A 15090-nucleotide genomic window follows, 5' to 3' on the forward strand; every position below is an offset into this window, starting at 1 on the left:
AACTCCTACGCACTTTGTTGGACATGGCGGGTGTACCATAGATATTGTGATGTTTCAATTTGTTCGACTTCTTTAAGTAGGTCGGCTAAAGGAGGGATATTCACATCCCGCTCAAGCAAAGTAGGGAACAAGCCGAATTGTTCGTAAGCCATTTCCAGCAATTGCCAGACTGGGTCAATCACGGCTTGTCCGTGAGAGTCGATAATCAAATCGGGGCTGTCATGGTCATGACCCGCTACATGCCCATAGACAATGCGGTCTCCAGGAAGACCCAGCAGAAATTTGACCGGATCGTATCCGTGATTAACGCTGTTTACGTAGATATTATTGACATCCAAGTGTAGCCAACAATCAGCTTCATCAAGTACAGCCCGAATAAAGGTCAATTCATCCATGTCTGCGATGGGTGAAGAGACATAATATGAGGCATTTTCAATGGCAATACGCCGCTCTAAAATATCTTGGGTTTGCCTGATGCGTTGTGCGGTAAAGTACACAGCCTCTTCTGTAAACGGGATCGGGAACAGGTCGTACAAATGCCCACGATCAGCGCAGTAGCTCAAATGTTCGGTATATAGCCTAATCCGATGATCGGTTAAAAACGACTTTATTCTCTTCAAAAAATCCAAATCTAGGGGGTCTGGACCGCCGATGGAAAGAGACAAGCCGTGGGCGACAAAAGGGTAACGCTCGGTAAACCACCGGAAATCATTTGCTCGTTTACCCCCCAAGTCTATCCAATTTTCAGGTGAAACTTCAAAAAAACTAATGAGAGGTGGAACCCCGGCCATCAACGGGAGCATAAGCTCCCGCCGAAGACCTAGCCCGGCTCCGTCAAGTTGGATTCTGGTCATGACGGGATTCCCTTGTCGCTTATTTTGCTTTGGCAGGTGCCGCTGGAGCCATGCTGCCGCTACAACCACCTTCCTTCATTTTCATTTTGTTGGCACCGCATTTACCTTCGCCACACTTGCCTTCTTTTGCTTTCCCAGCGGCAGCGTTGCAAGCACCTTCTTTCATCTTATTGCCACATTTGCCATCACTGGATTTGCCTTCAGCACTTTTGTCTGCTGTAACTTCGGCCATTTGTGTAGCAGTGGTGACTTTTTGCAACGCAAACGGATTTTCTGTAGCTTGTGCCACCTGTGATGCCAATAAAGAAACGGCTATGGCACTACTTAAAGAAGTGATCAATTTTGTTTTATTCATGATGTGAGTTTCCTGTAGTTTATTTATGTAGAAAGTTTTCGACAGGCCGGATGCTTGTCAGTGGTAAGGTTAGTTGCAATGCCTGCTTCTAACGGCGATTAGTCGAGTGTAGGATCAATTCCTTACAAATAAATTTGGGTAAGGTAAAAAATATATTGGCTTTAACAACACGTAAAGGCCATTTGAAACTGGATATTTCAAGTTTTGAGGAAAAGTTCTATTGATGAGCTGTTTCTTATAATTTCGACTACCTAATTTTTGTAGTGACTTACCCAGTATTCTTTTCGGAAAAAGACCACAAACATCTCTTGGTTTTATTTTTTGTTACAAATGTAAGGTTTTTGTCTTCATACGACTAAATCCATACAAGCTATATACAATATAGCAATTAAATATGTGGGATATAAATTCCAGTTCGATAAATGTCGGTTAAAAATAAAAATAGCAAAAAAAATCCGCCTAAGTCGGTGGTACTTGTCGATGATAAAGTCTTGTATCGGGAAGCCTTGGCTGGGCATCTCTCGAAACATTGCCTGAATGTAATTGGCGCATTTGGATTTCATGAGCTTGCATCAGATCCACTTAATGTCTTGCAACCAGATATTGTGTTGGGATCCCCTAATTTAAATGATGAAGGTGACATTCAACCCATCTTGTCATTGATAAAAGCTTCTAAAGAATGTCCGGTATTGCTTATCTCTCCGCCCTATTGTTCGAAACTCGTTTCAGAGCTAATCCATGCAGGTATTGCAGGGATTGTTTTGAAAACACAGCCTTTTAACATTTTACTTAAAGCAATAGAAAGGGTCATATCCAACGAGCTATGGTTTGATAGGGCCTTGATCACTTCCGTGCTTAAGAACTCAAGCTATCCAGGCCAATTTATGGTTAACCAACATCATGGCCTGGGAAGTTTGTCAAAACGAGAAAGGGAGGTTGCCAACTTGGTAGCAAAAGGATTTAACACGGCATCTATTTCCAAAAAATTAAATATATGTGAAAAAACTGTCCAGAATCATATTTATTCAATTTATGGAAAACTTGGGGTCAAAGATCGCCTCGAGTTGGCGAGGTTTGTCAGTGACAATGGCAAAGCTTAACGGGATTTAACTTTATATCTGTCCACAATTTGTTAATTGTCTATGAATTTTATGCGGGGAACCCAATTAAATTTAACGACAAAGCCAGCTAGCCTCAACTCCTCTTATATCTGACCAATCAAATAGATACTCCATATTTCTAACCAAGTTCCTTTCAAATATTTACTCAGTGATTGGGTCAAATATCCCAAATATTATTAGGTAAAAACTGCCCAGAATAATGAGCTTTTTTACTCAAGACAGACATAAATTCAATATGTTAGTTTAATGATGTATGTAATTTAAGCAGTCGTTACATGCAATCAATAAAATTTTTGAGTGTCTGCTGATGCAACTAAGTTAGCCAACTGGGGGCTAGGATAAGCCCTATCAGAAAATACTGGCTATTGGAACTTACATAAGAAAGTAATTTTTCACGGTATTTATGTGAATTCCTTCACGGAAACATAAATTGGCTTCTTCTACAAGAAGACAGATGCCTGACGATTAGGCTTTTGTTTGTATTGGGGGCATAAACTTAAGCGCATTAAGGAAGATGTTGTTCTCCCAAAAATTAGCTTGTAGCTTTCAATTTTAGGGTATCGCGCAAACCTTAAGCCTACATTAAAACTAACAATAAGACCGCCTTAAAGATTCTTAGTGATTTGAAAAGCGAATATTCACATATTAGAGAGGAAGTAAAAATGGCAACAAGACGTGAAGTATTAAAGTTAGGGGCGATTGGGACAGGTATAACTCTCCTTGCACCTAAACTCGGTATGGCCGACCTGGTTTTTCCAGATGGCTTTCGCCAAAGTATTTTAGATAATCCAAGCCCTCCAGTAACACCATTTGTTGTACCGTTGAATGTCATGCCGATTGCTAAGGCAGTGCGCGAGAGTTTTTTGACAACGCCAGAAGGTGGCGGCACACCCGTCGATCCCCATCGTCATCAGCGTTTTAACGAATTTAAGCCTAAAAAATTTTACGTCAACTATATCGAAGAATTTCTATGGCAGTACCATACCGATCCGCCTTATAACACTGGATCTTGGGCTTGGGGTTTCCGTGAGCCGGGCATGAAAACAGGTATCACGCCTGGCTTAACCTTCCATGCAAAATATGGCGAACCAGTTTTTTTACGCCGTATAAACAACCTACCGCCTGTGGGTTCAGCGAATGTAGGTTTTGCGCTCCCAAGCACAACGATCCATTTACATAATGGACATACAGCATCTGAAAGTGACGGCATTCCGCAAGATTTCTTCAATCCGGGTGAGCATTGGGATCATCATTACGCCAATTTTCCGGCCGGTTTTGATGAGCGTGAAATCATGACAACGCTCTGGTATCACGACCACCGTGAAAATTTTACTGCGCCAAATGTTTATGCAGGCTTGAATGGTTTTTATCTGCTTTTCGATGAAAAAGATGCTAATGATGAAACCAAATTAGGTACATTTCGTTTACCTAGTGGCAAATATGATGTTCCTCTCATTCTTCATGACTGCCAGTTTGATCAGAACGGACAGCCGGTATGGGATTTTTCCGATCCTACACCGACAACGGATCCGGCAACTGGTGAATATATCGGCAGTGAAATGTATACAACGTTCGGCATGTTGGGCGACCGTTTCACTGTTAACCGAATCATCCAGCCTTATTTCAAGGTCGAAGCACGTAAATACCGTTTCCGTGTCCTTAATGGTGGGCCGTCTAGGCTCTATCAACTGTACTTACAAAAAGAAGGTACCCCGGATAAATTTGATCCATTAGTTGTAATTTCTACAGATGGTAATCTGTTACCTGCACCAATTGTAGCTGACCATATCAGGCTAGGTGTTGCCCAACGGCATGATATTATTATTGATTTTTCAAAATATCAGCCCGGCGACCAAATCTATCTGGTTAACCGGATGGAAATGCGCAGCGATGGAGCAGGTTGGTCCGGTAGGTTACTGGATCAAGGCGACCAAATCATGCGTTTCGACGTAATCGCGGCAACCGGCCCCGACCCTAGTCGCATCCCTGCGAAAATGCGTGAACTTCCAGAAATTAGAATGGATAAAGTCAGAAGAGAACGGTTATTCGTTTTTGATTATGACAATGGCTTGTGGACCATCAATGGAAAATTATTTGATCCCAATCGCTCTGACGCGCTGATAGAACAAGGCAGCGCCGAAATCTGGACGTTCAGGAATGCCGGTGATTCCTGGATGCATCCTATCCATACCCATTTTGAAGAGTTCCAAATACTGGAAATTAACGGCAGACCGTTAGGTAAGGATGATGTTGATCGGGCCAGAAAAGACGTAATTATGCTTGGGCCAAACGAAGAGGTTAAATTTTACTCACGCTGGCGGGATTTCTTGGGCAAACATGTTATGCACTGCCACAATGTGGTTCATGAAGATCATGCAATGATGATTCGGTGGGATATTGTTCCACCTGGGCAAGGCGATTAAAACGTCCTTTTACTCACTGAATTTGACAAGATATAGAGGTAGTTATGAACAATAAAAACCAAGACGTTTCAGCCCGGAATTCCAAAATGGGACTTAGAAAGTTGTTAGCGAAAGCTTTTTTACCACCACCTACCCAGGGGAGGGGGGGTAACCAGTTTCCTGAAGCTGTAGTTACTTCACACAACGGTAAAACCTATCGTTTTTACAGCGACTTAATTCGCGATAAAGTGGTGGTCGTGCATTTTATGACCCTGGATAGCCAACAGCATTTTCCTTCATTGGCCCATCTTTCGCAGTTAGCCCAGCAGTTTTGGGATGAATTAGGTGAGAAGGTCAATCTGTATTCGATCACCACCGATCCAGTACGGGATACCTCAGAAAGGCTCGCTGCTTATGCTGAAGTTCACGGTATTCCTGCAGGCTGGCATTTAATCCGTCCCTCAGAGAACGATGTAAAAACGATCAGTAGTCGGTTTGCTAGACATTTACCCCAGCATCAACCGAAAGAAGGCTTTGATTTACGGATGGTACATTGCGGGAATGCCAAAACAGGCATTTGGAGCGCTTTTGCCGCCGACGCGGAATCGGGCAAATCAGCAATGCGCGTGAGCGGATTGTACGGAGGTAGCCGTCCGAATGGTGAGCTTAGGCGTGCCGGCCCTGTGCTACTGAGCGAACAGCACAGAGACAAAACCAGCAACCGTGATGTGTAATTATCTCCAGGCTACTAGCACTGGAGTTCCAGAAGTATTTGAGGAACGGAGTTAAATTATGATAAAGCAAAAATTTCGATACGGCCGTTTGCTATTTGCCATAACGGCTTCTTTGGGCGGAATTGCAGTTGCAAACGCTGCCTGTGTACCTGTTAAGCCAAGGCCACCAGCACCTGCAGTGACGATTTCACCGGACGGCAAGACGACAACCGTAATAACCCCAGAGGGTGCATTTCCTCCACAGGACCCTTTTCTCCATCCGCCAGGAAGCAATCATCTACCAACAATCTATGAAAATTATTGTGATGGCAACGGTGTTGAAATCCTGAATACAGTCCCTTCGACACCCGAGCATCCTTACAATTTGCACCCGGATCCTGTTGTTTCGGAGATTGATAAAGCCTCTCCATCGGATGACTTAATCACCGCTTTCAAACAGCTCACGAAAAAACCGGTTGACAAAGCAGCTATACAAAGGGCTATCGATATTCTGGAAGGCAACCCGATACCGGGCAGAAATTACAGCGGTCTCCCTGTACTCCACTATAAAGGCCCGGAAAAGGTGAAGGTTGTCACTCCAACTTTTGATAGCAATGGCATCAAAACTGGTGGGATAGTCGATATACACCAAATCTGGTACGGTGACCATATCGAATCGGATACGGCTTTTGTCGATCCTTCAGCTGTGTTGGACGTGCCATGGACTATCCGTTATACCGTCGACACCCTCAACCAGGGACACGAGGATTTTGCACCGATGGTCATGTACTTCGACGATCCGGCTCTGAGTCCTCCGGGGTCGCCCCCAATGCCCAATGTTATGTTTGACCAAACATTTTTCCCTATGAACGATGGCACGCGTACCGTCTATGAAATCGCGATGGGGCAAGGGAAATATTACAATTTGAGTTATCATTGGGGTTGGCGCAAACACCCACCAAGAGTACAGGTAACCGAAAACGCAAGAAAAAAAATTGGCGGTGTAAGTTTGCCTGAATTCGAAAGTAACGTTTTTGGCCCTCATCCATCCGCAAGTGAAGCTGAAAAGCTAGCGGCTATCGCCAAAATTGGCGATCTTGCGCCTGAAAAGCGGATGTGGAATACCCTGCAGGTTGCTAAGGCTAATGGTAGGGCATCCGTATCTGATATTGTGGCGTTAAACCGTGCGTTTGACCAATGGCAAAATCGGAATAAACTACCGGATGGTGTGAAACTTGATCCAGATAGCGATTGGACTTTATTTTTTGTTAACAATACCATTTACGGTGAAATTAAAGGCAACACGATTGGTGGGCATACCGAATACGATGGTTGGACGACCAGGGGTAAAACGGTCAAAATCAAACTCCTCAATGGCGACCATTTTGACCACGCCTACTTCAATATAGATTTTGGTGGCCGACGCGGTTGGGAAAACACCTTCCAATCCACCAAGGCAATTGGTGGGGCCGGTCAATGGTTTACTTTTGGTCGAGCTAACTGGTGGGTTAATGCAGGATTCCCTGTTATGATAATCACACCTCCTGCAACGGGTACCGGTGCGAGTACAGTCGTGGGCGAACATAATGTTGTATTGACTATGAATTTCGAACCTTCCAGGCGTATCCGCTGGTATCAATTCGATCCATTCCATCACGATACAGCGGTATGGTCGATTCATTAACTAAATAAACTGCACTAAATTGTGGGTAAGCTGCACCGTTGTCGTGTAGTTTGCTACACAGGAAATGTCACGGATGGCTTTTTTGGTAAGTTAGATTTAGGAACGAGGGTAAGCGGCGATTTGTTGTATGCTGCTTACCTTTTTTTATGGCGTGGTGGCGATGAATTCACGATATAAGCAGTATTTGGTAATCGGTTTATTACTTTTATTTAAAGAACAAGCGTTTGCTGGGTATTTGCCGATGGCGGAATCGTCCGCCTCAACCAACCCAACAGCAAATATATATTCGACAGCACAAACAGGCGGGGAGGGCAAAAATTCTTCGTTATATAGTTATAAAAACAGCCAAGCTACTTACGACATTCCTAGTGTGCAACTGCTCGATAAGGACAGCAAGAATATTGATTTCCGCAAATTGATCGATTACGGCGGTCCAGTCATGGTTCAGTTCGTTTTCGCAACTTGTTCTACGGTGTGTCCTATATTGAGCGCTTGTTTTTCCAGCGCCCAACCAGAACTCGAAAAGTTATCGGGTGGTTCATACCGCTTAGTTTCCATATCCATAGACCCCGAACAAGATACACCGGAAAGGTTGACCGAATACGCCCAACGCTTTAAGGCCGGAAAAAACTGGTATTTCCTGACTGGTAGCCAGGGCGATATTGCAGCCGTGTTAAAAGCATTTTCTGCCACATACCAAAGCAATAATAAAATGTACCACCAGTCACTTACTTTGATGCGTCCACGGAAGGATTCAAATTGGACAAGAATTGAAGGATTGCTGGGCAAACAAGATTTCATCATGGAATATAAAAAAATGACTGGGTTGTCCAGCCAGGTTAAGAAATAATCAGTCGATGGCCTACCGCTCTATTTTTCTGAATGGATAGAAAAAACTAACATGGTTTCCAGATCAACGGATAAGTCACCAACCAGAAATCGCAGGTTATTCGCTGCTTTTATGTTTTTATTGCTGCTTGTTGGCTTATGGGTAGGGCAGCGGACTTATCATTTTTTTCCTTTCGATAAGAGTAAGATAGGCGAACAAATTTACACGCTGGGCATTACCTCGTCCGGCGATCCGCTGGAAGGTCGGACTGAAGGTGACATTGAGTTTACCGATGCCCACTTTAATTGCGCCCAATGCCACCGCCATAGTGGTTATGGCTCCAGCGAAGGTGGCAACTTTGTGATGCCGATAACAAGCTCAAGCCTTTTTAACCCAAGGTCTTACAGCCGTACTGACCTTTTTAAAAAATTATTTACTGAAAGCCAATCTAAGCAGTTTTGGGCGCGAATGCGTTCTGCATATCAACGTCCCGCCTATACCGATGTATCGTTAGCCGCAGCCATCCGCGAGGGTATCGATCCATCGGGTCGGAAACTGAGCCCTTTGATGCCCCGCTACAAAATGAACGACACTGACATGGCGGGATTGGTTAGTTATTTAAAAAAACTTTCTTCACAAAACGATCCGGGCGTGGACGAGCATTCGCTTTATTTCGCGACGGTGGTCAGCAAGGATGCCAACGTCGATGATAAAAACGCCATGTTATCGACGATCACAAAGTTTTTCGAGTGGTTGAATTTGGCAACCAAAGGCAACCTGGATCACCCGAATTATTCAATGAATTATCGCTCTGACTTTCTTAAGTCGTTTCGAAACTGGGAACACAACACCTGGGAACTGTCCGAAAACCCTGATGAATGGCCTAAAGAACTGGCGGCCTATTATGAAAAAAAACCGGTGTTTGCACTTGTGGGCGGAATGGTAAAAGGCGATTGGACACCGATACATAAGTTTTGCGAAAAAAACCGCATCCCTTGTCTCTTTCCCATAACCGATTTGCCCGCCAACGAACAAGCCAGCCATTACTCGATCTACTTTAATGAAGGGCTTCGATTGGAAGCAAAAACGATTGCCCAGTATCTTTCAAAAGATGATGTGTTGACAGAGCCAAGATCGATAGTGCAATTCTATTCGGATGAGGCGCAAGGGGAGATTCCAGCGAAGGTTCTTGAACAAGGTCTTGGCGCTAAAAAGGGAATCGTAACCGGAAGTATCCGTTTAACAAACTTGGAAAATTTTCGCCAGGAATTATCCAATTATTTACAAAAGTATCCTCAAACCGACACCATTGTTGTCTGGCCTGGTACATTGGACGATGTCATCATGACTGAACTCGAATCGCAAACAGGGTCAATCAAACGGGTTTTCCTGCCTTCGGCACTGGTGCCATCAAACCTGGATAAGTTTTCAGAAGATTTAATTCAGAAGCTGTATTTCAGTTATCCTTATGACCTGCCTTCGGTCTACCACCCCCATGCTTTTAGGGCAAGGGCATGGATGGACACCCGAAAGATACCTTGGATCAATCCTAGGATCCAGCTTAATACGTATTACGCATTGTATCTATTGGAATATGGCGTTGAACATGTCGTAGAACATTTTTCGCGGGATTATTTAATCGAATTTCTTGAGCATGAAGCGGAAGCTTCGATAAATCCTGGCGTATTCCCTCGTTTAAGTCTGGGACCTGAACAACGATTTGCCTCTAAAGGGGCTTATATAGTGCAACTGGAAAGTTCAGGAGAACAATTAATCAAACCTGTAAGTTCTTGGATTGTTCCCTAAGGGTTGGAGGCCATTTGAGATGTTCAAGCATGTTTATTGCACTGAATTTAATTTTTAAAGAAGGCCACAAATAACAAATTGTCCACGATAACTTTAAGGGTATCGGAGTTTGGCTGTGTTTTATTGAAAAGCCGTAGCCCGAAAATGCCGGTCATCAAAAATTTAGCCAGTGATTCCGGTCGTTGGTGCGTGTTTAGTTGACCTAAAACCTGACATTCAACTAGCACGCCCTTCAATGCCAATTCAATTTCAGTAAACATTTGCTGCAAGCGCAAATTAATCTCTGCATCGTGCGCTGGAGTTTCGGAAAGAGTGTTGATTAACATGCACCCTTTTCGGTTTGGATCTGAACAAGATTCCTGGACAAGTTGATAAAAAAAGGATTCCAAACGCTTATTTGGTGATCCATCATCATGCAATACGCTAAACATGGCCGCCTTCATCGTGTCGAAATAGGCATCAAGGGCAGCCAAAAACAACCCCCGTTTATCTCCAAATGCCAAATAAAGACTCCCAGGCTTAAGCCCAGTGGCATCCTCCAAGTTTTTCATTGAAGTAGCCTGATAACCTTTTGACCAGAAAAGTTGGATAGCCTCTTTTAAAACTTGGTCGCGATCAAACGAAATTGGTCTTGCCATTTTACCGTGGCGTACTAGATGGGGATGGTGATTAGGGCTATCAAACTTGAAACGTACCGTCTCAATTAAGAGGCAAGGATTCCTTCGGTTTCCATATTTTAAAAAAAATCAACAAAGTAAGCTTTAATAATTATTGAATGATCACTCAAAAAAGTTGTAAGGTTTTTACGTTCGATGCTACTAACAAAATGTTCAATTGATAATTTGAACCTGTTGTTGATTATAGTCTCAATTTTTTGAATTGAGACATTGAATTACCGAATTTATGGTACTTAAGGAGTTAATATGCCACATTGTTACCAATCCATCGTAGTTGAAGCACCACCCCATATTGTCTGGGAGATAATTAAAGATTTCCATGATTTTTCATGGGCAAGCAATGTAATTGAAACGTGCGAACCCATTGGCGATAATAGCGGCACTGAAGTTGGTGCTAAACGTATACTGAACGGGGCGTTCCATGAGACTCTCCTTGAATGTAATGAAGAGGAACACAGGATCCGTTATTCGATAGATGATGGTCCTTCGCCCGTATCGCCAAAAGAAGTTAAAAATTATATCGGCCAAATTTTACTCAAACCCATCACACTAAATGATGCCACATTTGTCGAATGGTCATCCACTTGGACATCGAAATCCGATGAAGCGCGTGATTTCTGTCATCTAATTTATGTCATTTTATTAAAGGCACTAGCCAATAAGGTAAAAAACATTTGAACGGCTTCCTTATTTTGCAATTGTCCACCGCATTATTGCGCTTCAGTATCTTTATGCTGATGCAGGGGCAATATAAGTTCACCAATCGAGACAATTCAGTCATAACTTTGAAGGTTTATTGATTTCCAGACTTGGTACCTTGTTTAAGGTGTGTCGAGAAAAGGAAGCCCAAATAGCTATTCAATCCAGATCTTTACCTGCTCATTTTTATTTTTTCCATTTCCGTAAGTAAAAATGTGGACTAACGACCAATATGTGACATCAAGGTTTAAGTAAGGAATCCAACTATGTTTAATCGTTTAGATAAATTAAAACTGAATGACATTTCACAACTAAAACAAAATATTCCCAAGTTATAAGGAGAAAATTAATGACCCTTCCAACAGAACCGATCGGCAGCATCCCCAGACCTCCCGAATTGTTGGCTATGTTAAACCGTTACCGTAGCGGGCAGGCTACCTTGGATCAACTCAACAAAGCTTACGACGATGCCTTGCAGGATACGGTCAAGCGTTTTGAGGAGACAGGCTCACCGGTGATAAGCGATGGCGAACAACGCAAGTCCAGCTTTGCAACTTATCCACTTGAAGGCTTGGACAATATTGCCGAAGATGGCATTTCAATCCCATTTGAGGACGGTCATTGCCGACAGTTGCCGCGTCTCACTTCCGGCCCGTTCCGCTATCAAAACTATGCGGCCAATTATCTGCAATCGGCACTGCAATACGCGAACGTCCCTGTCAAACAGGCAGTAATTTCCGCATCTGCGCTCAGTCTTCTCTATCCAGAGCAAGGAGTCCCTAGGTATAGCCGTGAAAAGTTTATAAACGATCTGGTACATTTAGTCGGGGGGGATATTCGTCGCTGCCTGGATGCGGGTGCCCATAAGGTGCAGGTCGACTTTACCGAAGGGCGGCTAGCAGTCAAACTCGACCCGTCTAAAGCGTTGCTTCGGCAATTTGTCGAATTAAATAACCAGGTGCTCAATCTATTCAATCCTGAACAAAGAAAAAAAATCGGTGTACACACTTGCCCTGGAGGCGATCACGATTCTACGCACAGCGCCGATGTCGATTACGCCGAACTGCTGCCAGATTTGTTCCAGCTCAACGCCGGTAACTTTTATGTGCAAATGGCCAGCGAGAAAGACCCGCGTCGGGTACTCAAAGTAATTCAACAATACCTTAAACCAGGGCAGCGCATATTTGTCGGCGTTATCAATGTTATTGACAACGAAGTCGAAACGCCACAGTTGGTATGTGATCGAGTATTGATGGCTGCTGAGTACATTCCGCTGAATCAATTAGGTACAACTGACGATTGTGGATTCTCGCCTTTCGAAGATGATACGTCCACTGGACGGGAGATCGCTTTCGCCAAGATTAAGGCACGGGTTCTTGGCACGCAAATGGCGGCTGAGCGACTGGGAATTTGACGATGCTTCTGTTTGGTCGGTTTCTCACTATGCGTAATTTATTCTAGGCTAGAAGACATAGCCAAGCATTAGATCCGCGATAATCGATATAACGATTTTCAATACATGTAACCCTATGAAGCAACAACGCCAGGAAAAACGTAAACCTATGGGTGTCGCCGCTGTATCCTACTCTGCTAAGTATACCTATAACCACCATTACTTAAATCATTGTAGTCATGGTCAAACCCCCTATTGCTCGAAGCGTCATTTGTTAGGCTGTAAGCCATCATGAATAAACCCGAACTCAATGCGATAAGAATCATCGTGCGCTAAACAACTAGAAAGTATAATTTTTATTTCCTGCTCAGTGCCAGTCATTGCGCCGGAACCAAGGCGGAAGCGGCCAGCCATGTACAACCAAGGGACATCCAGCAAATGATACCAATCATTCAAATGTCGGTTCCTATATCTGTAAGGAAAGAAGGGGTTATGCGACTAATCCATATACGTTTATTTTAGAGCAAAATATGAAGCAAAAGATTACCTTGTTGGGTATTATGATGCTGTTTTTGTCGGGCAATACACTTGCTTTAGAACCAGACTGGTCTTCTTACAAGGCGGTTTTAGGTCATGTCAAACCCGGGTCGAAAAACGGCGCTCCTCTAATGCTAATGGATTATACGGCCATCAAGTCCGATGGCAGTCTTGATAAAGCTTACCTGGAACTTTCGGCTTTTAAACTGGGACGCTTGGCCAGCCGTGAAGAGAAACTGGCTTTTCTACATCAATGCCTACAATATCCTGGCATTGAAAATGGTCGCGGATCATATGCCTATTGAAAGTATAAAGGATGTTGGAAATTTGCTCAGTCCCGTATGGGATAAACTTGCAGGAGAACTAGGCGGACAAGAGGTAACGCTTGGGGAAATTGAGCTCAAAATCCTGCGCCCGATGGGGATCCACGAATTCATTTTGCGATTATCTGTGCCTCTGTAAGCTGTCCAGACCTTCGTAATGAACCTTACACGGCGATTCAACTCAATAAGCAGTTGGACGAACAAGCCAAGAACTTTTTGGGCAACGCGGAAAAGGGTCTGAAAATCGAAAAAGATTCGCTTCGCGTTTCGCAAATCTTCGATTGGTTTGAAAAAGATTTTGCCGTCAAAGGTGGTATTAAAGCGTTTATTAAAAACTACAAACCCGATGCACCTGACTTAAATATCAAAGCCAATTTGCCTTATGATTGGGACGTTAATGGGTTGAATTAACAGACAATTAACGGAAACCGGAATTAGCTCAACTATTGGCTTTATCAGTGAATTTGGCAAAAACCCTAAGTTTGGCATCCTCTTTACATTACAATAAAAAAGGATGTTTAAACAGAGGGCAAGTTCAAATGACATATGAATTATCAACGCCAGACCAATGGCTAGAATTGTATGGTGATGCACTGTATCGGTATGCGATTACCAGAGTCAGGGACCCTGATCTTGCTGCCGATCTGTTGCAGGACACCCTGTTGGCAGCATTAAAAGCCAAGGACAACTTTATGGGGCAAGCCAGTGAGCAAACCTGGTTGACCGGCATATTGAAACACAAAATGATCGACTTTTTTCGTAAATCGAGCCGAGAGAAGACCGATACGATGGGGGATGAAGTCGCAGATTATAAAAATGATAGTTTTTTTGACGAAAAAGGCAGTTGGCGAGTCGACTTGTCAGTCTGGTCAAAGCCTGACAAAGCTCTGGAGCAAGAGGAGTTTCTGGCTGTTTTGCAACGATGTGTCGACAAGTTGCCGCAAAAAATGTCGCAAGTCTTTATTTTACGGGAGCTAGACGGGATGGAGAGCGAAGAAATATGCGATGTGATGGCTATTTCCTCGCTTAACAATTTTTGGGTCATGCTGTCAAGGGCGAGGGTGCAGTTGCGTCATTGCCTTGATATGAACTGGTTCAACCAGTAGGAATGGAGTCATGTTAACGTGTAAAGAAGCGAGCTTTCTCGCCTCAAAAGAAATGGACGGTACTTTGTCCTGGCGTGAAAAAATGGCTTTGCGGCTACATGTTGGCATGTGCGATATGTGCAGGCGTTATCTGAGAGACCTTAAAAGGTTACGTGTCATGATGCGTAGGGCAGGTATCGTAGGCCAAACACTTTTGCCGACAACTGCAACATTATCGGAAAAAGCGCGTGAACGTATCAAACAGGCTCTTAATAACGCCGCACAATTTCATAAATAGCGCAAGCCTGACCCCCTTGTGATCGGGCTCAATGTCCCTCGTAAGCCCCTTTCTTTATCCCTTTAAAGTAAGTTCCCCTATGGGGCGTTGGTATTGGGGAAGTTAAAAACTAAAGGGCAAGCTGATAACTATCCAATTAAAAAAATAGCCTGTTTGTAAGGTTATGCAATGTTTTTCGACATAATAATTAAAAATATAAAGAGAACCATATGACCGATACCGCTATCCGCGAAACAGTGCAAGACTATTATGGGAAAGTCCTGCAATCCAGCCAGGACTTGAAGACCAGCGCCTGTTGCACCTTGGATGCCATG

Annotated in this window: 16 protein-coding genes and 1 pseudogene; 13 read left to right on the forward strand and 4 right to left on the reverse strand. The window is 43.7% G+C overall.

Going from position 1 to position 15090, the window contains the following annotated elements; all coding sequences use genetic code 11:
• Nucleotides 1-5: 5 nt before the first annotated feature.
• Nucleotides 6-854: an HvfB family MNIO-type RiPP peptide maturase gene (locus MGMO_RS18110; RefSeq protein WP_023496543.1), complete on the reverse strand. Its 849-nt coding sequence runs from the start codon at nucleotides 852-854 to the stop codon at nucleotides 6-8.
• A gap of 19 nt (nucleotides 855-873) precedes the next feature.
• A complete protein-coding gene (locus MGMO_RS18115; protein WP_023496544.1) occupies nucleotides 874-1209 on the reverse strand; it encodes an HvfA family oxazolone/thioamide-modified RiPP metallophore in 336 nt (111 codons plus the stop codon).
• A 422-nt stretch (nucleotides 1210-1631) separates the two neighbouring features.
• Here MGMO_RS18115 and MGMO_RS20990 point away from each other — a divergent pair, with 422 nt between their 5' ends.
• The 6 genes from MGMO_RS20990 to MGMO_RS18145 all read left to right on the forward strand — a co-directional run bounded on the left by MGMO_RS20990 (nucleotide 1632) and on the right by MGMO_RS18145 (nucleotide 9764).
• Entirely contained in the window at nucleotides 1632-2309 is a 678-nt protein-coding gene (locus MGMO_RS20990) for a response regulator transcription factor (RefSeq protein WP_023496545.1), read from the forward strand.
• 644 nt (nucleotides 2310-2953) lie between these two features.
• Nucleotides 2954-4753 (forward strand): multicopper oxidase family protein, encoded by a 1800-nt coding sequence (locus tag MGMO_RS18125; protein WP_235557325.1) that lies wholly within the window; start codon nucleotides 2954-2956, stop codon nucleotides 4751-4753.
• Between the two features lie 44 nt (nucleotides 4754-4797).
• Nucleotides 4798-5466 (forward strand): SCO family protein, encoded by a 669-nt coding sequence (locus tag MGMO_RS18130; protein ID WP_023496547.1) that lies wholly within the window; start codon nucleotides 4798-4800, stop codon nucleotides 5464-5466.
• 58 nt (nucleotides 5467-5524) lie between these two features.
• The gene (locus MGMO_RS18135; protein WP_023496548.1) at nucleotides 5525-7129 is read left to right on the forward strand and encodes a hypothetical protein; all 1605 of its coding nucleotides are present in this window, start codon (nucleotides 5525-5527) and stop codon (nucleotides 7127-7129) included.
• A gap of 127 nt (nucleotides 7130-7256) precedes the next feature.
• Nucleotides 7257-7979, forward strand: a complete 723-nt coding sequence (locus tag MGMO_RS18140; RefSeq protein WP_023496549.1) for an SCO family protein — start codon at nucleotides 7257-7259, stop codon at nucleotides 7977-7979.
• A gap of 111 nt (nucleotides 7980-8090) precedes the next feature.
• Nucleotides 8091-9764 carry an ABC transporter substrate-binding protein gene (locus tag MGMO_RS18145; RefSeq protein ID WP_023496550.1) on the forward strand — a complete coding sequence of 558 codons (1674 nt, stop codon included), beginning with the start codon at nucleotides 8091-8093 and terminating at the stop codon, nucleotides 9762-9764.
• 47 nt (nucleotides 9765-9811) lie between these two features.
• Here MGMO_RS18145 and MGMO_RS18150 read toward each other — a convergent pair whose 3' ends face one another.
• Entirely contained in the window at nucleotides 9812-10402 is a 591-nt protein-coding gene (locus MGMO_RS18150; protein ID WP_023496551.1) for a TetR/AcrR family transcriptional regulator, read from the reverse strand.
• A 285-nt stretch (nucleotides 10403-10687) separates the two neighbouring features.
• Between MGMO_RS18150 and MGMO_RS18155 the strand changes: the two genes are divergently transcribed.
• Nucleotides 10688-11119, forward strand: a complete 432-nt coding sequence (locus MGMO_RS18155; RefSeq protein WP_023496552.1) for an SRPBCC family protein — start codon at nucleotides 10688-10690, stop codon at nucleotides 11117-11119.
• 370 nt (nucleotides 11120-11489) lie between these two features.
• The gene (locus MGMO_RS18160; protein WP_023496553.1) at nucleotides 11490-12554 is read left to right on the forward strand and encodes a cobalamin-independent methionine synthase II family protein; all 1065 of its coding nucleotides are present in this window, start codon (nucleotides 11490-11492) and stop codon (nucleotides 12552-12554) included.
• A 246-nt stretch (nucleotides 12555-12800) separates the two neighbouring features.
• Here the strand turns inward: MGMO_RS18160 and MGMO_RS20760 are convergent, their stop codons facing one another.
• Nucleotides 12801-12989: a hypothetical protein gene (locus MGMO_RS20760; RefSeq protein WP_036308855.1), complete on the reverse strand. Its 189-nt coding sequence runs from the start codon at nucleotides 12987-12989 to the stop codon at nucleotides 12801-12803.
• A gap of 74 nt (nucleotides 12990-13063) precedes the next feature.
• Here MGMO_RS20760 and MGMO_RS20765 point away from each other — a divergent pair, with 74 nt between their 5' ends.
• From MGMO_RS20765 to MGMO_RS20405, 5 genes and pseudogenes are all read left to right on the forward strand, one after another.
• On the forward strand, nucleotides 13064-13375 hold the full coding sequence (locus MGMO_RS20765) for a hypothetical protein (protein WP_023496554.1): 312 nt from the start codon (nucleotides 13064-13066) through the stop codon (nucleotides 13373-13375).
• Nucleotides 13365-13546, forward strand: a pseudogene (locus MGMO_RS21210) (DUF547 domain-containing protein); the annotation flags it as partial. The gene MGMO_RS20765 and the pseudogene MGMO_RS21210, both read left to right, overlap by 11 nt.
• A 39-nt stretch (nucleotides 13547-13585) precedes the next feature.
• On the forward strand, nucleotides 13586-13804 hold the full coding sequence (locus MGMO_RS18175) for a hypothetical protein (RefSeq protein ID WP_023496556.1): 219 nt from the start codon (nucleotides 13586-13588) through the stop codon (nucleotides 13802-13804).
• Between the two features lie 128 nt (nucleotides 13805-13932).
• A complete protein-coding gene (locus MGMO_RS18180; RefSeq protein WP_023496557.1) occupies nucleotides 13933-14499 on the forward strand; it encodes a sigma-70 family RNA polymerase sigma factor in 567 nt (188 codons plus the stop codon).
• A 10-nt stretch (nucleotides 14500-14509) separates the two neighbouring features.
• On the forward strand, nucleotides 14510-14776 hold the full coding sequence (locus MGMO_RS20405) for an anti-sigma factor family protein (protein ID WP_023496558.1): 267 nt from the start codon (nucleotides 14510-14512) through the stop codon (nucleotides 14774-14776).
• Nucleotides 14777-15090 lie beyond the last annotated feature (314 nt).

It is taken from the genome of Methyloglobulus morosus KoM1 (genome assembly GCF_000496735.2).
Taxonomy (GTDB): domain Bacteria; phylum Pseudomonadota; class Gammaproteobacteria; order Methylococcales; family Methylomonadaceae; genus Methyloglobulus; species Methyloglobulus morosus.